At 73.3% G+C, this 21,312-nt stretch carries 23 protein-coding genes; 15 read left to right on the top strand and 8 right to left on the bottom strand.

Going from position 1 to position 21,312, the window contains the following annotated elements:
* Positions 1–258: 258 nt before the first annotated feature.
* Positions 259–1,473 carry a PP2C family protein-serine/threonine phosphatase gene (locus tag ACWDN5_RS19670; RefSeq protein WP_449677307.1) on the bottom strand — a complete coding sequence of 405 codons (1,215 nt, stop codon included), beginning with the start codon at positions 1,471–1,473 and terminating at the stop codon, positions 259–261.
* 175 nt (positions 1,474–1,648) lie between these two features.
* Here ACWDN5_RS19670 and ACWDN5_RS19665 point away from each other — a divergent pair, with 175 nt between their 5' ends.
* From ACWDN5_RS19665 to ACWDN5_RS19640, 6 genes are all read left to right on the top strand, one after another.
* Positions 1,649–2,074 carry a MarR family transcriptional regulator gene (locus tag ACWDN5_RS19665; RefSeq protein WP_310977428.1) on the top strand — a complete coding sequence of 142 codons (426 nt, stop codon included), beginning with the start codon at positions 1,649–1,651 and terminating at the stop codon, positions 2,072–2,074.
* Positions 2,075–2,148: 74 nt separating this feature from the next.
* Positions 2,149–3,012, top strand: coding sequence for an STAS domain-containing protein (locus tag ACWDN5_RS19660; RefSeq protein ID WP_310977323.1), 864 nt, complete (start codon positions 2,149–2,151; stop codon positions 3,010–3,012).
* A complete protein-coding gene (locus ACWDN5_RS19655; protein WP_310977324.1) occupies positions 3,009–3,392 on the top strand; it encodes an STAS domain-containing protein in 384 nt (127 codons plus the stop codon). Before ACWDN5_RS19660 ends, ACWDN5_RS19655 begins: the two co-directional genes overlap by 4 nt.
* Positions 3,382–3,804, top strand: coding sequence for an ATP-binding protein (locus ACWDN5_RS19650; RefSeq protein ID WP_310977325.1), 423 nt, complete (start codon positions 3,382–3,384; stop codon positions 3,802–3,804). Before ACWDN5_RS19655 ends, ACWDN5_RS19650 begins: the two co-directional genes overlap by 11 nt.
* Positions 3,801–4,793: an ATP-binding protein gene (locus ACWDN5_RS19645; RefSeq protein WP_449677306.1), complete on the top strand. Its 993-nt coding sequence runs from the start codon at positions 3,801–3,803 to the stop codon at positions 4,791–4,793. The genes ACWDN5_RS19650 and ACWDN5_RS19645 overlap by 4 nt, the downstream gene beginning before the upstream one ends.
* Complete coding sequence (locus tag ACWDN5_RS19640) at positions 4,793–5,989, top strand: PP2C family protein-serine/threonine phosphatase (protein WP_449677305.1); 1,197 nt, start codon at positions 4,793–4,795, stop codon at positions 5,987–5,989. The genes ACWDN5_RS19645 and ACWDN5_RS19640 overlap by 1 nt, the downstream gene beginning before the upstream one ends.
* A 36-nt stretch (positions 5,990–6,025) precedes the next feature.
* Here the strand turns inward: ACWDN5_RS19640 and ACWDN5_RS19635 are convergent, their stop codons facing one another.
* Complete coding sequence (locus ACWDN5_RS19635; protein ID WP_449677304.1) at positions 6,026–6,802, bottom strand: GntR family transcriptional regulator; 777 nt, start codon at positions 6,800–6,802, stop codon at positions 6,026–6,028.
* Between the two features lie 137 nt (positions 6,803–6,939).
* On the opposite strand from ACWDN5_RS19635, the gene ACWDN5_RS19630 reads away from it, so the two are divergent.
* The 3 genes from ACWDN5_RS19630 to ACWDN5_RS19620 all read left to right on the top strand — a co-directional run bounded on the left by ACWDN5_RS19630 (position 6,940) and on the right by ACWDN5_RS19620 (position 10,149).
* Positions 6,940–7,809, top strand: coding sequence for a Cgl0159 family (beta/alpha)8-fold protein (locus ACWDN5_RS19630; RefSeq protein WP_449677303.1), 870 nt, complete (start codon positions 6,940–6,942; stop codon positions 7,807–7,809).
* 32 nt (positions 7,810–7,841) lie between these two features.
* The gene (locus ACWDN5_RS19625; protein ID WP_449677302.1) at positions 7,842–9,326 is read left to right on the top strand and encodes a CoA-acylating methylmalonate-semialdehyde dehydrogenase; all 1,485 of its coding nucleotides are present in this window, start codon (positions 7,842–7,844) and stop codon (positions 9,324–9,326) included.
* Positions 9,327–9,789: 463 nt separating this feature from the next.
* Positions 9,790–10,149: a hypothetical protein gene (locus ACWDN5_RS19620; RefSeq protein WP_449677301.1), complete on the top strand. Its 360-nt coding sequence runs from the start codon at positions 9,790–9,792 to the stop codon at positions 10,147–10,149.
* Here ACWDN5_RS19620 and ACWDN5_RS19615 read toward each other — a convergent pair.
* A complete protein-coding gene (locus ACWDN5_RS19615; RefSeq protein WP_310977332.1) occupies positions 10,146–10,721 on the bottom strand; it encodes a TetR/AcrR family transcriptional regulator in 576 nt (191 codons plus the stop codon). The two genes, ACWDN5_RS19620 and ACWDN5_RS19615, sit on opposite strands and share 4 nt — an antisense overlap.
* A 193-nt stretch (positions 10,722–10,914) precedes the next feature.
* Between ACWDN5_RS19615 and ACWDN5_RS19610 the strand changes: the two genes are divergently transcribed.
* The 5 genes from ACWDN5_RS19610 (at position 10,915) to ACWDN5_RS19590 (ending at position 17,570) form a co-directional block, all read left to right on the top strand.
* Positions 10,915–11,367 carry a (2Fe-2S)-binding protein gene (locus ACWDN5_RS19610; RefSeq protein ID WP_310977333.1) on the top strand — a complete coding sequence of 151 codons (453 nt, stop codon included), beginning with the start codon at positions 10,915–10,917 and terminating at the stop codon, positions 11,365–11,367.
* Complete coding sequence (locus ACWDN5_RS19605) at positions 11,354–12,316, top strand: FAD binding domain-containing protein (RefSeq protein WP_449677300.1); 963 nt, start codon at positions 11,354–11,356, stop codon at positions 12,314–12,316. Before ACWDN5_RS19610 ends, ACWDN5_RS19605 begins: the two co-directional genes overlap by 14 nt.
* The gene (locus tag ACWDN5_RS19600; protein WP_449677299.1) at positions 12,313–14,487 is read left to right on the top strand and encodes a xanthine dehydrogenase family protein molybdopterin-binding subunit; all 2,175 of its coding nucleotides are present in this window, start codon (positions 12,313–12,315) and stop codon (positions 14,485–14,487) included. Before ACWDN5_RS19605 ends, ACWDN5_RS19600 begins: the two co-directional genes overlap by 4 nt.
* Positions 14,488–14,687: 200 nt before the next feature.
* On the top strand, positions 14,688–16,118 hold the full coding sequence (locus ACWDN5_RS19595) for a carboxylesterase/lipase family protein (RefSeq protein WP_449677298.1): 1,431 nt from the start codon (positions 14,688–14,690) through the stop codon (positions 16,116–16,118).
* Positions 16,119–16,292: 174 nt separating this feature from the next.
* Positions 16,293–17,570 (top strand): sensor histidine kinase, encoded by a 1,278-nt coding sequence (locus ACWDN5_RS19590; RefSeq protein ID WP_449677297.1) that lies wholly within the window; start codon positions 16,293–16,295, stop codon positions 17,568–17,570.
* A gap of 8 nt (positions 17,571–17,578) precedes the next feature.
* Here the strand turns inward: ACWDN5_RS19590 and ACWDN5_RS19585 are convergent, their stop codons facing one another.
* On the bottom strand, positions 17,579–17,926 hold the full coding sequence (locus ACWDN5_RS19585) for a hypothetical protein (protein WP_310977338.1): 348 nt from the start codon (positions 17,924–17,926) through the stop codon (positions 17,579–17,581).
* A 147-nt stretch (positions 17,927–18,073) separates the two neighbouring features.
* On the opposite strand from ACWDN5_RS19585, the gene ACWDN5_RS19580 reads away from it, so the two are divergent.
* On the top strand, positions 18,074–18,499 hold the full coding sequence (locus ACWDN5_RS19580; RefSeq protein ID WP_310977339.1) for a hypothetical protein: 426 nt from the start codon (positions 18,074–18,076) through the stop codon (positions 18,497–18,499).
* Here the strand turns inward: ACWDN5_RS19580 and ACWDN5_RS19575 are convergent.
* From ACWDN5_RS19575 to pspAB, 4 genes are all read right to left on the bottom strand, one after another.
* Complete coding sequence (locus tag ACWDN5_RS19575) at positions 18,496–19,185, bottom strand: GNAT family N-acetyltransferase (RefSeq protein ID WP_310977340.1); 690 nt, start codon at positions 19,183–19,185, stop codon at positions 18,496–18,498. The two genes, ACWDN5_RS19580 and ACWDN5_RS19575, sit on opposite strands and share 4 nt — an antisense overlap.
* 74 nt (positions 19,186–19,259) lie before the next feature.
* A complete protein-coding gene (locus tag ACWDN5_RS19570) occupies positions 19,260–19,883 on the bottom strand; it encodes a hypothetical protein (protein WP_449677296.1) in 624 nt (207 codons plus the stop codon).
* An 81-nt stretch (positions 19,884–19,964) separates the two neighbouring features.
* Complete coding sequence (locus ACWDN5_RS19565) at positions 19,965–20,372, bottom strand: VOC family protein (protein ID WP_310977342.1); 408 nt, start codon at positions 20,370–20,372, stop codon at positions 19,965–19,967.
* Positions 20,373–20,469: 97 nt separating this feature from the next.
* Positions 20,470–21,024, bottom strand: coding sequence for a PspA-associated protein PspAB (pspAB, locus tag ACWDN5_RS19560; protein ID WP_310977343.1), 555 nt, complete (start codon positions 21,022–21,024; stop codon positions 20,470–20,472).
* Positions 21,025–21,312 lie beyond the last annotated feature (288 nt).

Here is a 21,312-nt window from a genome sequence, read left to right as displayed (position 1 = left end):
CGGCGGCGGACGAGGCCGCAGGGAGGGCGACCAGGCCGGCGGCGAAGCCAGAACACGGCCGGTGGTGCCGGGTCAAGGCACGCTTTCCCGCCTCGACGCGGCACCACCGGCCGTAGTCACAATCCGGCTTCGGGGTGGTGGGCATCGACCGACGCCAACTCAAGGCAGAAACAGACCCGGTCCACCACGCAGCAGCGACCGACCCACAGCCCTACCCCGGCCGGGGACCGCACCGCGAAAACCCGAACCGGCCGCTACCTAGCCCCCGTCAGCCCGCCGCACCGTCACCGCAGGCCCGTCCCCCGTCCCGGACAACGGCGTCGACCCGAACCAGTCCAGACACACCACCATCGCGTCGTCCTCGGCCTGGCTGCCGTGCCGGCGGGTCGACAGCTCCCGCAGCACCGCGCCCGGCACGTGCGCCGCCGGCAGGTCCGCCGTCGCCGAGACCGCTTCGGCGAGTTCCCGGTCGCCGTACCGCTCGCCGTGCGGGCCGAGCGCGTTGTACACGCCGTCGCTGACGAAGACGAACCGGTCGCCGTCGGCGGCCTGGAAGCTTTCGAGCGTGTAGATCGTGCCGTCGAACGTGCCGAGCGGGAGCTGCTCGTCGAAGAGGATCCGCTCGGCCTTGCCGTCCCGCAGCCGCCACAGCCGCGGCGAGCCCGCGTCGACCACCTGCACCGCGCCGGTGCCGAGGTCGAACTCCAGCAGCAACGCGGCCACGTGCTCGGCGCCGCGGTAGTGCGCGTACAGCGCCTGGTCAGCGAGTTCGGCCTGCGCGTCGAGCGCGATCCCGGCGCGCCGGGCGTTGCGCAGCGCGTTCACCGCGAGGTTCGTCAGCAGCGCCGCTTCGCTGCCCTCCCCCATGCCGTTGATCAGCGTGACCGCGAGCTTCCGCGCGGACGCGGACCAGTCGAAGCAGTCCCCGTAGATGGCGTAGGCCGGCTCCAGCTGACCGCCGAGCGCGAACTCGGCACGGGTGCAGGCCCGCCCGGGCAGCAGCTGCCACTGCATCTCCGCGGCCAACGTCAGCCGCGACGAGCGCCGGGCCTGGATGTAGAGGTCGGTGTCCCGGTCGGCGACGAACAGCTCGTGGGCCACCGCTTCGGCGAACCGCTGGAGCTCCGCCCACACCGGCGGCTCCGGTTCGCACGGCAAGGTGACGGCCAGGACGCCGAGCCGGTCACCGCGGACGCTGACCGGCAGGTAGCCGGTGACGCGGTCGCCGTCGCGGGAAAACGTCGCCGCCTGCGTGAGGAACGCCGACCCGGGGATCGTGCCGTCGACCGGGATCGGCTCCGTCGAGTAGGGCTGCTCGCCCACCTGGCACAGCTCCGTGAGGGCGTAGTCGGCCATCAGCAGCTCGACCGCTTCGGCGCCGAAGTGCTCGCCGAGACCCGAGCGCAGCGCGCCGGGCAGGTCGTGCGGTGGTACGTCACGGAGGAGACGCTCCACCGCCAGGGATCTGTCCAACGCCTGCCTCCTGCTCACGCGCCCGTGCCGGGATGGTTCTGTCGAGTCTGCGCCGCTCCGGCGCGCCGGTCCACGGCGAGTCGCGTTGGCTGTGCTGCCGGTTCAGCATAGGGATGCCAGAGTGGACGCCGTGGATCGATCCCGCGAGCAGGCCGCCCCGGACGGGCCGGCCGCCGTGTCGGACCTCGCCCGCCTCTTCGAGTCGGTGGTCGAGGGAGAGCGGGACGTCTCGCCGCGCCCGCTGTCGATCTCGCAGCTGCGCGCGGTCGTCGCGCTGGACCGCCACGACGGGGTCAACCTGCGACAGCTGGCCGAGCAGCTGGGCTCCACGCCGCCGCTGGTCAGCAGGCTCTGCGACCGGCTGGAGGCGGTCGGGTTCCTCGAACGCCTGCCCAGCGCGCGCAGCCGGCGGGAGCTGACGCTGCGGCTGTCCGACCGCGGGCGGGCCTACCTGCAGGACCTGCGGGCCCGGCGCCGGGACCGCGTCCAGGCGCTGCTGGCGAAGATGAGCCCCGCGGGCCGGCTCGCCCTGGCCGCCGGGCTGCGGGAATACCGGGCGCTGGCCGAGGCGGCCGGTGACCTGCCGGATTTGCGTTCCTGAAACAACTGTTGTTATATGACAATCACTCGGTCGGCGTACAGCAGAGCGCGCCTCGAACACGGAGGAGGGCGTCGGTGCTGGGCACGGACGACAGCCAGGTCCGCTCGGTCCTGGCGCGGATGCTGGAGGAAGACCGGTCCTCGCTGGCCCGCGACTGGGCCGGTCAGGAGCCGCACGACGGCGACCGGAACGGGCAGGACCTGCGCCGCGAGGCCGTCGAGCTGCTGGACGCCCTCCGCACCGCGCTCGGCGGCACGCTCCCGGTGTCCCGGATCGTCGACCAGGACCCCGCCGTCCGGGACGCGCTGACGTCGCTGTCGGAGCGCCGGGCCCGCGCGGGCGCCCAGCCGTCGGCCACCGCCATGGCGATCCTGGCGCTCAAGCGCACGATGCTGAGCGCGATCGAGCGGCACACCGACGATTCCGCCCTGCGCTACCGGGCCGCGCTGCTGGTCAACGAGCTGCTCGACAGCGCGGGTGTGCTGACGTTCGAGGTCTACTCCGCCGGCCGGGAGCGGATCATCCGCGAGCAGCACGACCAGATGCTCGAGCTGTCCACGCCCGTGGTGCGGCTGTGGCGCCACGTCCTCGCGGTACCGCTGATCGGCACGCTCGACAGCGCCCGCACGCAGGTCGTGATGAACAGCCTCCTGGAGGCGATCCAGGCGAACGAGGCGCGGGTGGCGATCATCGACATCACCGGCGTCCCGACCGTCGACACCGCGGTCGCCCACCACCTGCTGCAGACGGTCAGCGCCGTCCGGCTGATGGGCGCGGAGTGCGTGATCAGCGGGATCCGGCCGTCGATCGCGCAGACCATCACCCAGCTGGGCATCGACCTCTCGCACATCGTCACGCGCGGCTCGCTGGCCGACGCGCTGGCGACCGCGATGCAGCTGCTCGGCGACAGCGCCCGCCCGGGCGCGGTGACCGGGTGAACGCCGGGCTGCCGATCCTGCGGCTGGGGGACATCCTGCTCAGCGGGCTGCTGAGCGACCTGGACGACAAGACGGCCCTCGCCTTCACCGACGAGCTCACCACGCGGATCGCGAACGAGGGCATCCGCGGGGTCATCATCGACATCTCCCGGCTGGAGATCATCGACTCGTTCGTCGCGCGCGTGCTCATGGAGCTGGCCGGCACCGGGCGGCTGCTCGGCACGCGGATGATCGTGGCGGGGATGCGCCCGGCCGTCGCGCTGACCCTGACCGAGCTCGGGCTGCAGCTCACCGGCGTCCGGACCGCCCTCAACGCGGAACAGGCGATGGAGCTACTGGGCTGGCGCCGTCCCGCCGAAGAAGCGCCCCATGCTTCCTGACGAACGGACCGTCGCCTCCGGCGAGCACCCGGTCCGGGTGGAGGAGGACCTCCTCGCGGCCCGGCACGCCGTGCGGGCGGCCGCGGTCGCCGCCGGGTTCACCATCGTCGACCAGACGAAGATCGTGACCGCGGCCAGCGAGCTGGTCCGCAACGCCTACATCCACGGCGGAGGCGGCACGATGACCGTCGAGACCGTGCGGGACCCGGCCGGGCGCCTCGGGCTCCGGCTGCGGGTGCGCGACGAAGGGCCCGGGATCGCCGACGTCGCCCAGGCGATGACCGACGGGTTCAGCACCGGCGCGGGGCTCGGGCACGGCCTCGGCGGCACGCGGCGGCTGGTCGACGAGTTCGACCTCGACACCGCGCCCGGCCGCGGCACGACCGTCACGGTCGTGCGCTGGAAGCCATGACCGCGACCGTCGCCGGACTGACGCGCCAGATCCGCGTCGACCACCCCAGCGCGGGGTACGCCGCCGCCCGCGTCGCCCGCGAAGTCGCGCACGAGGCCGGGCTCACCGGTGTCCGCGCCGACCGGGCCGCGGTGGTGGCGGCCGAGCTCGCGGGCAACATCGACAAGCACACCGGCGGTGGCACGGTGTTCGTGCAGCGGGCCCTCACCGGCCGTGGCGTCGACGTGCTGGCCGCCGACGACGGTCCCGGCATGGCCGACCTCGACCACTGGCTGCTCGACGGCAACACGACGACGGCCACCCTCGGCACCGGCCTCGGCGCGGTGAAGCGGATGGCGGCCGAGTTCCGGATCACGTCCTCGCCCACGGCCGGCACGCTGGCCGCCGCCCGCCTGCTCGACCCCGCCGCGCCGCCGGGCCGTCGCGCGATCGGGCACTTCCGCCTGCCCCGCGACGGCGAGGAGTACTGCGGGGACGCCGTCGCGCTGGCCGACGTCACGGGCAGCCGGACGGCCGTCGTCGCCGACGGGCTCGGCCACGGACCCGACGCCGCCGAAGCCGCGGACACCGCACTGCGCGTGTTCACCGAGAACCCGGACCGCCCGCTGCCGCACCAGCTCACGAACATGCACCGCGCGCTGCGCACGACCCGCGGCGCGGCGGTCGCGCTGGTGCGGATCGCGCCGCGGCGGCTCGAGTTCTGCGGCGTCGGCAACGTCAGCGGGGCGAGCCTCGGCGACGGCCCGTCCCGGCTGCTGCTCAGCACGCCCGGCATCGTCGGGTTCACGCTGCCGTCGGCGCCGGTCCGGCACCTGACACTGGCCGACGACGACGTCGTGGTCCTGCACACCGACGGCGTCGGCACCGGCTGGCGCGTCCCCGGCCGGGCCCCGGACCTGCTGCTGCTCGCCGCGGACCTCGCCCACCGGCACCGCAACGCCCGCGACGACGCGGCGATGCTCGCCCTGAGCGCGGACCGGTCCGCCTGATGCGCCCCGACCTGGCCCGGATCCGGCGGCGCCTCCGCAAGGCGTGCACCGAAGCGGGCGTGCCCGCCGACGAGCGCGGGCGGCTGGTCCTCGCCGTCACGCTGCTCGCCGAACCGGCGCTCACCGCGGGCGAAACGGTGGACGTGGCCACGGCGGCCTCGGACCGGCGGCTGGCGGTCACGGTGCGGCTCGAGCACCCCGTCAGCCAGGGCAGCCGCGACGCCCTGCCGCTGCTGCCCGAGCGCGGCGACGACCCGACGCTGACCTGGCACCTCGCCGGCGGCAGGCCCGCGGCCGCGGCTGCCCCCGACGACGACCGGGCGACCCGCGAAGAGATGCTGGCGCTGGTGGCCCGCACCGACACGCTCGTCAACGAACAGCGGGACCTCAAGCACGAGCTGGCGGAGACCAACAGCGGCGTACTGGCGATGTACGTCGAGCTGGAGCAGCGGGACGAGCAGCTCCGCCGCGCGCACGCGGCGATCTTCCGCGAGCTGGAGGACGCGCTGCGCCCGCGGCCGCCAGTGGTGCCGGGCCTGGAGCTCGCCGTCCACTATTCGCCGACCGACCAGGACTCCCCCACCGGCGGCGACCTGTACGACTGGTTCGTCCTGCCCGGCGGGGAGGTGCACGTGACCCTGGTCGACGCGGTGGGCCACGGCGTCACCTCGACCCGCCACGCGCTGACCGTGACACACGCGATCCGCACGCTGGCCCTGGAAGGCCACCCGTTCCGCGACCTGATCGCCCACGCCTCCCACACCCTGGCGGCGATCGAGCCGGCCTTGATGGCCACGGTCCTCCTGGCCCGCATCGACCCGGCCACGGGTCACACCCGCTTCGCGAGCGGCGGCCACCCGGAACCGGTGCTCGTCACCGCGGCCGGTGACGCACGCCTGCTGCCCCCGCCGGCGCCGGGGCGTGGAGTCGGCTTCCCCGATCCGGGCAGCCCCGAGCTGGTCGACGTGGTCCTCGACCCGGGCGACACGGTGCTGCTGTACACCGACGGCCTGGTGGAGAGCCGCAAGGACATCGACGAGGGCCAGGCCCGGCTGCTGGCACTGGCCGGGCAACTGTGCGCCCACCCGGCGGCGGACCTGCCGCGCGAGCTGGTGACCCGGATGCACGACGTCGTCCTGCACGCGGACGACACGGTGGTGCTGGCGCTGCGCCGGACACCGTTCGACGACGGTTAGCGGCACCGGCCCCCGGGGCTGCCGACGCCGCTGCGCCTACTGCGGCCCGTTGGTCAGCGAAAGGTTGAACGTGTACCGGGACGCCCGGTACACGTGCCACCCGTACTCGACCACCCGACCCGAGTCGTCGTACGTCGTGCGTTGCGTCGTGAGCAGTGCGGCCCCGGGCTCCTCCCCGAGCAGTTCCGCGTCCTCCTCGGTCGCGAGCCGGGCGCCGATGTTCTGCTCGGCCGCGTGCAGCCGCACCCCCGCCGACCGCAGGAGCTGGTAGAGCCCGCGCTCGCGCAACTCGTCGTCGCCGGGGTCGATGACACCGTCGGGCAGGTAGTTGTTCATCAGGGCGAGCGGCTCGCCGTCGGTCGAGCGCAGCCGCTTCAGCCGCCGGACGTGCGTCAGCCCGGGCGCCTCCAGCAGCTCGGCCACGTCCGGGCCGGCCTCTTCGACCTCGTTGACCAGCACCGCCGACGCCGGCTTGCCGCCCAGCCCGGCGAGGTCGTCGAACAGGCTGCTCAGCCGCAGCGGCCGGGCGACCTTCGTGCGGACGACCTGCGTGCCGACCCCGCGCCGCCGCACGAGCAGGCCCTGGTTGACCAGCGTCTGGATCGCCTGGCGGATCGTCGGCCGCGACAGGCGCAGGCTCGCGGCGAGGTCGACCTCGTTGCCCAGCCGCGCGCCCGCCGGCAGCCTGCCGTCCTCGATCGCGGCGTGCAGCTGCCGGGACACCTGGAAGTACAGCGGTTCCGGGCTGCCCGGGTCCAGGACGATCTCGCGCCCCGCGTCCCAGGCCGGGAAGGCGGCGTCCAGCTTGCTCATCCGCGGAGCGTACCGCCTCGCGGGCACCTGTTGGGATGACCTGTTGTCCATATGTCTTGACAAATTCTCGCCCCGCTGGAATCGTCGCGTCCGGGAGCACGAAGGCCGTGCCCCTTCAGACCGGCTGGGAGCGAACCGTGACCGACGTGCTGCGCCGCATCGTCGCCCGACGCGTGCACGATCCGGGAGCAATCGCCGAGGCGGCCGCGAACCGCGTCCGGGCCGAATCGCCCTTCAACGACAAGGGCCGCACGATGATCATCGCCGCGGACCACCCCGCCCGCGGCGCGAACGCCGTCGGCGGGAACCCCACGGCGATGGCCGACCGCGGCGAGTTGCTGGAGCGGCTGTGCCTGGCGCTGGAGCGACCAGGGGTCACCGGCGTCCTGGCCACCGCGGACGTCATCGACGACCTGCTGCTGCTCGGCGTGCTCGACGGCAAGACCGTGCTCGGGTCGATGAACCGCACCGGCCTGGCCGGGTCGAGTTTCGAGATCGACGACCGCTTCGCCTGCTACGACGCGGAAACGATCGAGCGGATGCGCTTCGACGGCGGCAAAGCCCTGACCCGGATCTGCCTCGACGACCCGGCCACCCCGAGCGTCCTGGAGAACACCGCGAAGGCGATCAACGAGCTGGCCGACCGGAAGCTGATCGCGCTGGTCGAGCCGTTCCTGTCGAGGTGGGTCGACGGGCGCGTGCAGAACGACCTCTCCCCCGGCGCCGTCATCAAGTCGATCACGATCGCCGCCGGCCTCGGCCGCTCGTCGGCCTACACCTGGCTCAAGCTGCCGGTGGTGGACGACATGGAGCGCGTACTGGCGTCCTCGACCCTGCCGGCCGTCCTGCTCGGCGGCGAGGTCAAGGATCCGGACGCCGCCTTCGCCGCCTGGCAGCGGGCCCTGACCCAGCCGACGGTCCAGGGCCTGGTGGTCGGCCGCTCGCTGCTCTACCCCCACGACGGCGACGTCGCCAAGGCCGTCGACACCGCGGTGGGCCTGTTGTGAACCCGCTCCCCCGCACCGACCGGAGGAATCCCGTGAACACCATCGAGCACTGGATCAACGGCACGGCCACCCCGGCGGGCTCGACCCGCACGGCGCCGGTCTACGACCCGGCCACCGGGCGTCGGCAGGCGTCGGTCCTCCTCGCCGAAGCGTCCGATGTGGACACCGCGGTCACGGCCGCGGCCAAGGCTTTCGAGTCGTGGGGCAATTCGTCGCTGTCCCAGCGCACCAAGGTGATGTTCGCCTTCCGCGAGCTGCTCGTGCAGCACGAAGACGAGCTGGCCCGGATCATCTCCGCCGAGCACGGCAAGGTGATCGAGGACGCCCGCGGCGAGATCGTCCGCGGCCGCGAGGTCGTCGAGTACGCCTGCGGCATCGCCGACGCGCTCAAGGGCAGCTTCTCCGACCAGGTGTCCCGCGACGTCGACGTGCACGACTTCCGCCAGCCCCTGGGCGTGGTCGCCGGGATCACGCCGTTCAACTTCCCGATCATGGTGCCGCTGTGGATGCACCCGATCGCCATCGCCACCGGCAACACGTTCGTCCTCAAGCCCAGCGAACGCGACCCGTCGGCCTCGAACTTCGTCGCGCGGCTCTACGCCGAAGCCGGTCTGCCCGACGGCGTCTTCAACGTGGTGCACGGCGACAAGACGGCCGTCGACGCCATCCTCGACCACCCGGACATCGCGGCGGTGTCGTTCGTCGGCTCCACCCCGATCGCCCAGTACGTCCACGAACGCGGAACGGCGGCGGGCAAGCGCGTCCAGGCCCTCGGCGGCGCGAAGAACCACGCGGTCGTCCTGCCCGACGCGGACCTCGAATTCGCCGCCGACCACCTCACGGCCGCCGCCTTCGGCTCGGCGGGCCAGCGCTGCATGGCGATCTCCATCGGCGTCGCCGTCGGCCCGGCCGGTGACAAGCTGGTGGAGATCCTCGAGCGCAAGGCCCGCGAGGTGAAGGTCGGCCCGGGCACCGACCCGGCCAGCGACATGGGCCCGGTCGTCACGGAGGCGGCCCGCGAGCGCGTGGAGCACTCGGTCGCCCGCGGCGCCGAGCAAGGTGCGAAGGTCGTGGTCGACGGCCGCGGCCTGAAGGTCGAAGGCCACGAGGAGGGCTTCTTCGTCGGCCCGTCCCTGCTGGACGACGTCACCCCGGAAATGGACGCCTACCAGCAGGAGATCTTCGGCCCGGTGCTCGCCATCGTCCGCGCCCGGACGCTCGACGAGGCAATCGCGGTGATCAACGCCAACCCATACGGCAACGGCACGGCCATCTTCACCGCCGGCGGCGAAGCGGCCCGCAAGTTCCAGCGCGAGGTCAAGGTCGGCATGATCGGCGTCAACGTCCCGATCCCGGTCCCGATGTCGTACTACTCCTTCGGCGGCTGGAAGGACTCCCTCATCGGCGACAGCCCCATCCACGGCCCGGCAGGAGTCCGCTTCTACACCCGCGCCAAGGTGGTGACCACCCGCTGGCCCCACTCACAGGCGGCCTTCACCTTCCCCACCTCCAACTGACGCGGCGGGGGCGGAGCGCCTGGACGCTCGGCCCCGCACCCGCTCGGCAGCGCCGCCCGAGCAGCGGCGGCCCCGCCGATCAACGCAAGGCCTCGCCGCGGCCGGGCGTTCGCCCTCGCCGCCCGCCCACCGCACCGCACCCCCCACCAGCCGGCATTCCTCGCCGCCCGCTGTAGTAGCAGCCCACCCCACCGGCCGGCATTCCTCGCGCCCCGCCGCAGAAGCACACCCCACCAGCCCGCAATCCTCGCCGCCCCACCGCACCACCGCAGCAACGCAGCCCACCAGCCGCCGCTCGTCCTCACCGCACCATCGCGGCAGCCCGCCCCCACCGGCCAGCGTTTCCCCTCGCCGCCCCGCCGCAGCAGCGCTCGCCCCAGCGAGCCACCGGCCTTCCCCGCAACCGGAACACTCTTCTCCGTTTTCCGGTACCGTGGCAGCAGTCCACCCGAAGGAGGCCGCCGTGGGGTACCGAGGCCCGCTGCCGAAGAACGCCGTCGAGCGCGTCAACACCTGCGTTGGCGCGCTCCGGACTTCCCCTCGCTGGGGGTCGCTCGTCCGGCGGCATCTCACGCAGGTCACCTACACCGGCCGGCGGTCGGGGCGGACCTTCAGCACGCCCGTCGGCTATCGGCGGGCGGGCGATGTCGTCACCATCGGCGTGCGGTTGCCCGATGCCAAGTCGTGGTGGCGCAACTTCACCGGCGACGGTGCTCCGCTCACCCTCGAACTCGATGACACCGCGCGCACCGGGCACGCGGTCGCCCGCCGCGACCCGAAGGGCCGCGTCACCGTCACCGTCCGGCTGGACAGCGAGGCCTAGTCGCGTTGTGCGGCCAGTCCGTGCCACAACAGGTCGGCGAGGTCGGCCGCGTCGCGGCGCCAGTCGCCGTTCGGGTCGAGCCACAGGAGGCCACCCATGCCTCTCATGACCAGCTCCGGGGTCAGGCCCGGGCGGACCGTCCCGGCCGCCACGTTGGCTTCGAGCATCGCCGCGACCGCGCCGAGCATGTCCTCGTACGCGTCGCCCGGCAGCTCGCCGCGGGCCGCCGTTGCCGTGCGCAGCGCGTCGGCCAAGCCCTTCTTCGTCATCATGTAGTGGGCCACGTGGTCGGTCACCCACACCCGGAGCGCTTCCTCCGGGGCGTGCTTCTCCAGCAGCACCGGCACCACCTCGACGATGTGCCGGACCTCCCGCCGGTAGACCGCCAGGATCAGCGCCTCCGGGGTCGGGAAGTGCCGGTAGACCGTGCCGACGCCCACCTCGGCCTGCTTGGCGATCGCGTTGAACGAGACCTCACCCGTGTCGGCCAGCGACGCCGCCGCCGCGATGAGGATGCGCTCGTGGTTGCGCCGCGTGTCCGCTCGGCGCGGGCTGACCGATCCGGTCGTCATCGTCCCTCCCGGTGGTCGTGCCGTCCCGCTGAATCTAGCCGAGTCCTGGAGCTGCTCCAGCCTGCCCGTTTCGTTGCCAAGCGGATTGTAATCCGCTAGCCTCGCGACCGAGTGAAGCGGATGACTATCCGCTCCCGCCTTCACCGCCCCACCACACCGTCGGGCAACCGCCCGGCTCCGCGGAAAGAGACCAGTGGACATCTCACTCGAAGTCAACGGCACCACCGAACACCTGGACGTCGATCCCGGCGTCACGCTCCTGGACGCGCTGCGCGAGCGCCTCGCCGTCACCGGCCCGAAGAAGGGCTGCGACCGCGGGCAGTGCGGCGCCTGCACCGTGCACGTCGGTGGCCGGCCCGTGCTGTCGTGCCTGACCCTCGCCGCCACCGTCAAGCAGCCGGTGACGACCGTCGAAGGACTGTCCACAGAGGACAGGCTGCACCCGGTGCAGCAGGCGTTCGTCGACCAGGACGCCCTGCAGTGCGGGTTCTGCACCTCCGGGCAGATCATGTCGGCGGTCGCCGCCGTCGAGCAGGACGTCGAAGACGTGCGGGAGTTCATGTCCGGCAACCTCTGCCGGTGCGCGGCCTACCCGAACATCGTCAAGGCCGTCGAGCAGGCGAGGCGGGCCGATGCGTCCCTTTGAGCTGACCGCACCCACCACCGTCGAAGCGGCGGTCGCCACGCCCGGCACCTACCTCGCCGGCGGGACGACCCTGGTCGACCTCATGAAGCTGGACGTCCTGACGCCGCAGCACGTCCTGGACATCAACGACGTGCCGTTGCGCGGCATCGACACCGACGACGGGCTGCGCTTCGGCGCGCTCGAGCGGATGAGCGCCATCGCCGCGCACCCCGGTGTCTACCCGGCGATCTCGCGCGCCCTGCTGCTGAGCGCGTCCCAGCAGCTGCGGAACATGGCCAGCATCGGCGGAAACCTGCTGCAGCGCACGCGCTGCTCGTACTTCCGCGACGTCGCCATGCCCTGCAACAAGCGCGTTCCCGGCAGCGGCTGCCCCGCGCTCACCGGCGCGAACCGGATGCACGCGATCCTCGGCACGAGCGACTCGTGCGCGGCCACGCACGCCAGCGACGTCGCCGTCGCCCTGGTCGCGCTCGACGCCCGCCTGCGGCTGGCCGGCGAATCCGGCACCCGCGAGGTCGCGCTCGGCGACTTCTACCAGCTGCCCGGCGACACCCCGGCCGTGGAGAACGACCTGCGACCCGGCGAACTGATCACCGAGGTGGTCGTGCCGCGGCTGGACTGGGCCGCGAACTCCACCTACGTCAAGGTGCGCGACCGGCAGTCCTACGAGTTCGCGCTGTGCTCCGCCGCGGTCGCGCTGGACGTCCGGGACGGGATCGTCGCCGACGCCCGGGTCGCGGCCGGCGGGGTCGGGACGGTGCCGTGGCGGCTGCCGTCCGTCGAAGCGGCCCTGCGGGGCGGCCCGGCGACCGAAGCCGCCTTCGAAGCGGCCGCGGCGGTGGCCGCCGACGGCGCGCGGCCGTTGTCCGAAAACGGGTTCAAGGTGCCGCTGCTGCAGCGGACCATCGTCCGGGCCCTGCTCGAACTGACCGACGGGAGCTCCCGATGATCACCCGGCTGGACGCGCCGCTGAAGGTCACCGGCGGCGCCAAGTACGGCGCCGACCACACCTTCCCCGGCATGGTCTACGGCTACGTCCTGCTCAGCACGATCGCCCACGGCGAGATCGAGGCCATGGACGTCACCGCGGCGAAGAGCGCGCCCGGCGTGCTCGAGGTGTACACGCCGTTCGATCCGCTGGCGCTGAACACCCCGAGCCTGCCGATCTTCGGTGACACCTGGGTCCCGCTGCAGGACAAGGAAGTCACCTACTACGGCCAGCCCGTCGGCTTCGTGGTCGCGGAGACGTTCGAGCAGGCCAGGGACGCCGCGGCGCTCGTCGCGGTCACCTACCGCGAGCGGCCCGCCCGGACCTCGCTCGCCGAGCACCTCGACACGGCCGAACCCGCGCCGCCGGCCATGGACGGCGCTCCCCCGGAGATCGAGGTGCTCGAAGACGGCGTCGAGTCCTTCGAAGCCGCCCTGGCCGCGAGCCCGGTGGTCGTCGAGGCGACCTACTCGACCGCGACGCAGAACCACGCCGCGATGGAACCGCACTCCGCGGTCGCGGTGTGGGACGACGGCGAGCTGACCGTCTACAGCGGGAACCAGGCGTCCCACATGCAGGCGGCCGAACTGGCCATCGCGCTCGGCCTGGCGCCGGAGGCCGTCCACGCGGTCAACCCGTTCGTCGGCGGCGCGTTCGGCGGCAAGGGACGCACCTCCACACCGGCCTTCCTGGCCGCGGCGGCGGCCCGCGCCCTCGGCCGTCCGGTGAAGGCCGCGCTCACCCGCGAGCAGGTCTTCACCGCCACCGCCGGCCGGGCCGCGACGGTCCAGAAGCTCGCGATCGGCGCCGAGCCGGACGGCACGCTGATCGCCCTCCGCCACGACTCGTGGTGCCACACCGACACCGCGCGGTCGTTCGTCGAACCGACGTCGCACGGCACCTCGCGCGAGTGGTACGCGACGCGGAACCTCTCGATCAGCCAGAAGATCGTGCCGCTGAACGTCCCGCCGACGACGTTCATGCGGGCGCCCGGCGAGGCACCCGGCTCGTTCGCGCTGGAGAGCGCGATCGACGAGCTCGCCGTGAAGCTCGGCATGGACCCGATCGAGCTGCGCGTCCGCAACAACTCGACCGCCCCGCCCGGCCACGACCTGCAGTGGTCGAGCAAGCACCTCGACGAGTGCTTCCGCGTCGGCGCGGACCGCTTCGGCTGGGCACACCGCCCGGCGGGCACCCGCACCGACGGCGACTGGCTCGTCGGCATGGGCGTCGCCACCGCGGTGTTCCCCGCCCTGCGCTTCCCGGCCACCGTCGGCATCACGCTGCGGGCGGACGACACCGCCGTCGTCGCGACGAGCGGCGCGGACCCCGGCACCGGCCTGCTCACCGTGCTCTCCCTGGTGGGCGCCGAATCGCTGGACATCCCGGCCGACCGGATCACCCCGCGCCTCGGCGACTCGGCCCTCCCCCCGGGCGGCATGTCGGGCGGCTCGACGGCGACGGCGAGCGCGGGCACGGCGATCATGCTCGCCGCCACCAAGGCGATCGACGAACTCACCGCGCTCGCGTCCGACCCCGGCGCGCCGTTCGCCGGGCGCCAGGTCACCTACGCCGACGGCCGCGTCTTCGCCGACGGCGAGTCGATGACCTTCGGCGACCTGCTGCGGGCCGTCGGCCGCGAAACGCTCGAGGTGACCGGGACGTCGGCGCCGGGCGAGGAGCTGACCAAGCACTCCTTCGCCTCGTGGGGCGCCCAGTTCTGCGAGGTCCGGGTGCACAAGTGGACGCGCGAGGCGCGGGTGTCCCGGATGCTCGGCGTGTTCGACGCCGGCCGGATCATCAACGACAAGGCGGCCCGCAGCCAGATCATGGGCGGCATGATCTGGGGTGTCTCGGCCGCGCTGCACGAGGGCCTGGAGATCGAGGCGAACGGCCGGCTCGCCAACGGCGACTTCGCGAGCTACCTGCTGCCGGTCAACGCCGACATCCCGGAGGTCGGCGTCCAGTTCGTCGAGTACCCCGACACCCTGCACAACGCGGTGGGCGCCCGCGGCCTCGGCGAAATCGGCACCGTCGGCATGGCGGCGGCGGTCGCCAACGCCGTCTACAACGCCACCGGCATCCGCGTCCGGCACATCCCGATCACCATCGAGGACCTCCTCGAAGGCTGACCGTGCGGGCAGGGCGTTCCCGGACGCCCTGCCCGCACCGCACCAGGAATTCACGGTGCCGCCGCGCATCCGGCCAATCCGGGCCCGGCGCCGTTATCCATCCGCGACAACGCGAGAGACGGAACGCCCATGACGGCGGCCCGTCCGCGGTCCTAGGCTGACGGGCGCTTCCCCCCGACAGTCCACGAAGGGACCCCCGCATGACCGACCCCGTCGTCCCCACCACGTCCGGCGCGGTCCGCGGTCAGGTCACCCCCGCCGGCGTGGTGCTCTTCCGCGGCATTCCGTACGCCGCCGCGCCCGACGGCGAGCTGCGCTTCGCCGAGCCCGTCCCCGCTCCACCGTGGGAGGGCGTCCGCGAGACGCGGAGACCGGGGCCGACGGCGCCGCAGCGCCGTCACGACGTGCCCGGCCTCGACCTGACCCCGCTCACCGGCACCGGCTGGCGGCCGGGACCGGAGTACCTGACGGTCGACGTCTGGACCCCGCAGCCGGGCGCCGCTTCCCTGCCGGTGCTGGTGTTCGTGCACGGCGGGGCGTTCCTCGGCGGTGCCGCGTCCGCCGCGGTCCACGACGGCACGGCGTTCGCCCGCGCCGGCGCGGTGCTGGTGACGGTCCAGTACCGGCTCGGCATCGACGGCTTCCTCCCCCTGGACGGCGGCGCGACCAACCTCGGCCTCCGCGACCAGCTCGCGGCCCTGCACTGGGTGCGGGAGAACATCGCGGCCTTCGGTGGCGACCCGGCCAACGTCACCCTCTTCGGCGCGGCCTCGGGCGCGGTCAGCGTCGCCTGCCTGCTCGGCTCGCCCCTCTCGACGGGCCTGTTCCGCCGCGCGATCGTCCAAAGCGGACACCCGGACATGGTCCGCGACGGCGTCCAGGCCCGGCGCCTGGCCAAGGTCGTCGCGGACGAACTGAAGGCGGAACCGACGGCGGAGGCGTTCCGCAAGGTGTCGACCGAGCAGCTGCTCGACGCCCAGGACGCGGTCCTCCGCCCGGGCGGCGCCCCCGACCTCCGCGACGCGCTGGGGTACGACCGCGGCTACGGCCTGAGCCCCTTCCTCCCGGTGATCGGCGACGACGTCCTGCCGCACCACCCGGCCAAGGCGATCAAGGCGGGCGCCGGCCGCGACGTCGACCTGATCGCGGGCAGCTGCAGCGAAGAGATGCGGCTCTACCTGGTCCCGACGGGCGCGCTGGAAGCGGTCACCGACGACCAGGCGGTGGCCTCCCTGGCGGTCTCGCACCCGGACCCGGCGGGCGTGCTGTACGCCTACGGCCTCGGTTCGGGCCGCACGGCGGGCGAGGTCCTGGTCGAGGCCCTGACGGACCTGGTCTTCCGCGACGGCGTGCGCGACCTGGCGGAGAACCACACCGGCCGCACGTTCCGGTACGAGTTCGAGTGGGGCTCGCCCCTCCTCGAAGGCCGGCTGGGGGCGTGCCACGGGCTGGAGCTGCCGTTCGTGTTCGGGGCGTTGGACGCGCTCTCCGGGCCGCGCGGCCTGCTGGGCGAGAACCCGCCGCACGAGCTGGCGGCCGAGCTGAACGGCGCGTGGCTCCGCTTCGCGACGACGGGCTCGCCGGGCTGGGCGGAGTACACGGGCGAGGACACGATGTTCCACGCGTACTGACCGCGGCGCGGGTGCGGTGCGCCGGCCACTCCCCTCCCGTGGGCGACCGGGAGATCACGAAGCGGTCGAGGGCTCTGCTCCAGCGGGCTGGCTCCGGGCCGGAACGGTTGACGACTCCCCTGCCCCGCTGCCAGGCTCAGGCCGCCCGGACGGCCGGATGAATGGGGACCACCGATGCCCGAGGCGGGCTCTGCCGCACCGCCGCGCACCTTCGTCCGCACGCTTCTACGCAGCGGCACACCCGCGGAACCCGCCGACCCCGTGGGCGACAGCGGCGACCTGACCGCCGTCGGGGACGCGACGCTCGCCCGTGCCTCGCGCTACTGGGTGGCCGTTCCGCTGGCCTACCGGGCCGCTGCCTTCGTCAAGGTGTTCATCGGGTTCACCGCATCGAACGGCGTGCTGGGGCTCGGGCCGGTGCTCGGGGCCACCCTCTTCGCCGTCGCCGCCAACACCGCGGCCGTCGTCTGGGTGCTGCGCTCGGGTGGCCTGCGGGCCCGGCTCACCGGGCGCGCCCTCGGTCTGGACCTTTCCCTCGGTGTGGTGCTCAACCTCGTCGTCGCGATGACGGCGCCGGCCGCGATCCAGCCGTTCGCCGTCGACGTCTCGTGGACCTGGCTGGTCGGCTCGGTCGCCATGTGGGCCGGCACGTCCGGGCTGCCCGCCGCGCTGTGGCTGTTCGCCGCGGCCGTTCCGTTCCGGGCGCTGCTGACCCTGGCCGGCGGGCTGCCGCTGAGCAACCAGCTCGCCATGACGCGATCGATCGGCTGCATGGTGGCGCTCGCGGTGGCGATCGTGCTCGCCGTGGCGATCCTCATCCTGCTCGGCGTCGGGACGCGGTTCGCGGTGGACATCGGACTGCGGCGCGGGCGCGAGGCCGAGCGCCGCCGGACGCGCCGCATCATGCACGACAGCGTGCTGCAAACCCTCGAAGCCCTCGCCATTTCGGCCCCGGGCGACGACGCCCAGGCCGTCACGCGGCTTTCGGAACTGCGTTCGGTCGCCAAAGCGGAGGCGGCCGAGCTGCGCCGCCGGATCACCGAGCCCGTACCGACCGGGCCGACCCGGAGTTTCGCCGTCGAGCTCGCCGACGTCGCCACCGATCTGGCGCGCGACGGCCTGCGCACGCAGCTCGTCGCCGCGGACTTCGCCGACGACCACAAGGTGTCGCAGGACCGGCGCACCGCGTTGTGCGAAGCCGTCCGGGAAGCGTTGCGCAACACGGTGAAGCACTCGGGGACGAAGCAGGTCGTGCTGCGCGTGGAGGAACGCGACGGCGGGATCGCGGTGGTGGCCCGCGATCAGGGCCAGGGCTTCGACGTCCGCGACCGGCCCCCGGGCTTCGGCATCAGCCAGTCCATCATGGCCCGGCTGGCCGAGGTCGGCGGGCACGGCACGGTGGACTCCCAGCCGGGCCGCGGCACCCGCGTCACCATGTGGGTGCCGGGCTAGCCAAGCTCTCAGGCCGCGTGGCGGGCCGCGCGCTCGGCGGCGAGGCTCGCACGGCAGGCCGCGGTCAGCCGGGCGGTGGCGGCACTGCCGCCATCACCGCAACGCGGGCAGGACATCGTCACGGCCAGGGCCAGCTCGTCCACCGCGACGGCCAGCTCGGTCCGGCAGCCGCGGCACCAGCGGTGCCGGGTGACCGGGCTGACGTGCGCCGGCGAGGCGACGCACTGGTGGATCCACCGGCCGTGCACGTGGCAGGTCAGCCGGTCGTCGGGCGCCAGCAGGCCCATGTCCTCGGCGTCGTCCTCGGTGGCGAGCAGGACCGGCAGGCTCCGGACTCGGTTCGAGGTACTGGTCATGGCGGTCATCGTGCTCCCCTTCCCGTCACCGAAGCGTCGATCCGGGAGGCTTGGGATCGACATCGCGCCGCGAGGTGGCCGGATCCCGGCGGTTCCTGGCGATCCAGCCACTCCCCCGGCGCCGTGAAGATCGCTAACTTCGGGCGCGTGTCGAAAATCCTGCTTTCGGTCCACGTCCTGGCGGCGATCCTCGCCGTGGGCCCGGTCGCGGTCGCGGCCAGCATGTTCCCCGCCGCCGTCCGCCGCGACGACGTCAAGGCGGCGACCCTCCTGCACCGCATCTGCCGCGTGTACGCCTACGCGGCCATCGCGGTGCCCGTGTTCGGCTTCGGCGTCGCGGGCACGATGCACGTCATGGGCGACCCGTGGCTGCTCGTGTCGATCGGCCTGACGGCGGTCGCGGCCGCGGTGCTCGCGCTGCTGATCCTGCCGCGCCAGAAGCGGCTGCTGGCCGCGGAGTCCACATCGGACACGCTCGGCCGGCTGGCCATGCTGACCGGCGTGTTCAACCTGCTGTGGGCGGTGGTGACGGTGCTGATGATCGTCCGGCCCGGGTCGTCGACCGGTGCCTAGACCGCGACCGCGAGCGGCACGCGTACCGCCACGAAGTCCGGCCGGCGCCGCAGGGCGAACCCCAGCGAGAGGTAGAGGCGGATCGCCGAGGTGTTGCTCGCGGCCGCATGCATCATCGGGATCTCGCCGCGCTCGCGGATGCCTGCGGCCACCGCGAGCACCAGGCGCGTCGCGAGGCCCTGCCCGCGGTGGGCCGGGTCCGTGCAGACCGCGCTGATCTCCGTGTGGCCCGGCGGGTGCAGGCGCTCGCCGGCCATCGCGACGAGCGCGCCGCCGCGCCGGATGCCGAGGTAGGTGCCGAGCTCGACGGTCCGCTTCCGGAACGGCCCCGGCCGCGTCCGTTCGACGAGGTCCAGCATCTCCGGCACGTCCGCGGGGCCGAGCCGGACGGCTTCGGGCTCGGGCGCGGCCGCGACCCCCTCGTCGACCAGCTGCACGCCGCGGACCTCGTCGAGCACCTCCCAGCCGGACGGCGGCCGGGCGACGGTCGCGGCCAGCACGACGACCGCACCCGGCCCGGCCAGCTCGGCGACGTCCAGCCAGTCCTGCTCGCCCGGGTCGTCGGGCAGGGCCAGGAAGGGCGCGATGTCCTCGGGGTAGCGCAGCACGCGCCCCTGCCGTTCCGCGAAGTGGGCGTGCGGTCCGGCCAGCGACGCCCAGGTCGGGTTGTCCAGCGGAAAAGCCATGGGTCCAGCATGCTGATCGGGGCCCGGTGACCGCCGACACTCCCACATCCTGGGTAGGGGCGCACGATCGGCGCTCAGCCGACGGTGGTCAGCTCCTCGTCCGAGAGCACGCCGGACCCGGCCGACACCACCAGCCTGCCGCCGCCGACCTGATAGCGGTAGTCGCCGTTGACCGCCACGAAGCCGTCGCCCTCGGCCTGGGCCGGCAGCATGATGTGGGTGTCGTCGGAGGCCGGCTGCCCGCGGGCCTGGCCGTCGTAGAAGATCCGGCCGTCGGGGGTCCGGCAGATCGTCACGAGGGACTTCGCGGTCTGCGCCACGAGCAGCGCGGTGCCCGTGCCGCCGGGCAGGTAGCGCGCGGCGTCCTGCGGGCAGGGCTTGTCCGTTGCCGTGCTCGTGGACGGCGTGACGGGCGGCGTCACGCCGTTCGCGGTCGTGACCACGGTCTTGGTGGTCGGCAGCGCGGGTGTCGTGTACTCCGGGAACGGCCCCGTCGCGGACGGCGGCGGCCGCGAGCGCCCGGTGAACAGCAGGACCCCGCCCACCGCGACGCCGGCCACCACCATCAGGGTCAGCAGCACCCACAGCGCCCGGGCACGAGCCCGGCCCGGCGCCAGGCCCGCGCACCGGGCGCAACGCCGCGCCGCGGGGTCGTTGACCGCGCCGCACTGCGCACACGTCCAGGGAAAACCCGCCATCGGGCCTCCTTCGGCCCGGCGCCACGCCACGCCGGCTCCTCCATCGTCACCGACGGGAGCACCGGCTGCAACGGCTCGTGGCTAGCCGTGCACGACGTTGACCATCCAGGGGATGCCGAACTTGTCGACGCAGGCACCGAATTCGTCGCCCCACATCTGCTTTTCGAACGGAACCGTGACGGTGCCGCCCTCGCTCAGCTTGTCCCAGTAGCCACGCAGGTCGTCGGCGTCGTCCCCGCTGAGGCTGACCGAGATGTTGGTGCCCCGGTTGTGCTCCATCCCGGCCGGGGTGTCCGACGCCATCAGCGTGAAGCCGTTTTCGGCCTCCAACTGGGCGTGCATGACCTTGTCCGCGTCCGCTCCTTCGGGTGAACCGGATTCCCCGAACGTGTTCAGGGTGAGCGTGCCGCCGAAGACACCCTTGTAGAACTCCATGGCGTGCCGCGCGTCGTCGCGGAAGCGCAGGTACGGGTTCAGACGAGAAGCCACGGCCATCTCCTTCGATCGGACGAGAGCAGCATCCTCGCAGACCACCGGGGCTGCGCCAATCGGCGGATTTTCAGCGTCACGGCTCTTCGAAAGCGGCTCAGAGCACGAACCGCCGCTGCGCGACCGGTTCGAGCGGCAGCGCGCCGTGCAAGGCCGCCCGGGCCCGCAGTTCCAGGGCCCGGTCCAGCTGACGGGCCCCGGGGGCCGCGGTGTGGAACGTGCCGCGGTCGAACAGGTACACCAGGGCGAGCTTCCCTTCGCGGCGCCCGGCCGGCTCGCCGAACTCGACGGTCGCGAACCGCAGGGAGCCGCCGTACCCCGCCCTGGCCAGGCGGTCCGCGACGTCCACCAGGTCGCCGGTCAGCACGCGCAGGTCGCGGTTGCGTCGCCAGCACCGGACCGTGGACCGGCCCTGCAGGTCCTGCGTCACCAGCGGGTGCACCGGCAGCCGCGCCGACGTCGCGGCGATCAGCTCCGCCTCGGTGCGGGCCAGCGCGTCCCCCGCCACCTTGAAGTCGACCGTACCGCCGCCGGTGGGCGCGAGGCCGAGGGCGGCGCGCACCCGCGGGGCGGCCGCGGCGAGGGTGTAGAGGGACTGCAGGTGCGGGCGGGAGGTCCAGCACCGGACGAGCTTGCTGTCCAGCAGGGTCACGACGAACGTTCCTATCCTCATCTCGGAGGCCGCCGGACCGGGCGCTCTGGCAGTGTCCACTGTGGACGTCAGGCGCGGGGACGCGGGGCCGGAAAGGACAGCATGCGCCCGCGCCGGGAGTTCCGGCCCCGAACCGGCCGGGCACGCGGCGAACGGCAGCACTTCGCCGCCGAACGGTCACGCCCGGTCAGGTTCCACCGATCAGCGGCGTCCCTTTCGGCCCCGGGCAATCGTGATCACGGCCCTGCGGAGGTCGCCCGGCTCCGGAAGCGTCGGAGACACTTTCCC

The sequence above is a fragment of the Amycolatopsis sp. NPDC003731 genome (assembly GCF_053586895.1).
This window is presented reverse-complemented; position numbering and strand designations above follow the sequence as displayed.

Excerpts from the sequence above, each read along its gene's own strand:
- ACWDN5_RS19575 (WP_310977340.1), bottom strand. The coding sequence starts at position 19,185 with ATGGCTTTTCCGCTGGACAACCCGACCTGGGCGTCGCTGGCCGGACCG.
- ACWDN5_RS19615 (WP_310977332.1), bottom strand. The coding sequence starts at position 10,721 with ATGACGACCGGATCGGTCAGCCCGCGCCGAGCGGACACGCGGCGCAAC.
- ACWDN5_RS19645 (WP_449677306.1), top strand. The coding sequence starts at position 3,801 with ATGACCGCGACCGTCGCCGGACTGACGCGCCAGATCCGCGTCGACCAC.
- ACWDN5_RS19635 (WP_449677304.1), bottom strand. The coding sequence starts at position 6,802 with ATGAGCAAGCTGGACGCCGCCTTCCCGGCCTGGGACGCGGGGCGCGAG.
- ACWDN5_RS19585 (WP_310977338.1), bottom strand. The coding sequence starts at position 17,926 with ATGACCAGTACCTCGAACCGAGTCCGGAGCCTGCCGGTCCTGCTCGCC.
- ACWDN5_RS19650 (WP_310977325.1), top strand. The coding sequence starts at position 3,382 with ATGCTTCCTGACGAACGGACCGTCGCCTCCGGCGAGCACCCGGTCCGG.
- ACWDN5_RS19570 (WP_449677296.1), bottom strand. The coding sequence starts at position 19,883 with ATGGCGGGTTTTCCCTGGACGTGTGCGCAGTGCGGCGCGGTCAACGAC.
- ACWDN5_RS19605 (WP_449677300.1), top strand. The coding sequence starts at position 11,354 with ATGCGTCCCTTTGAGCTGACCGCACCCACCACCGTCGAAGCGGCGGTC.
- ACWDN5_RS19600 (WP_449677299.1), top strand. The coding sequence starts at position 12,313 with ATGATCACCCGGCTGGACGCGCCGCTGAAGGTCACCGGCGGCGCCAAG.
- ACWDN5_RS19590 (WP_449677297.1), top strand. The coding sequence starts at position 16,293 with ATGCCCGAGGCGGGCTCTGCCGCACCGCCGCGCACCTTCGTCCGCACG.
- ACWDN5_RS19595 (WP_449677298.1), top strand. The coding sequence starts at position 14,688 with ATGACCGACCCCGTCGTCCCCACCACGTCCGGCGCGGTCCGCGGTCAG.
- ACWDN5_RS19640 (WP_449677305.1), top strand. The coding sequence starts at position 4,793 with ATGCGCCCCGACCTGGCCCGGATCCGGCGGCGCCTCCGCAAGGCGTGC.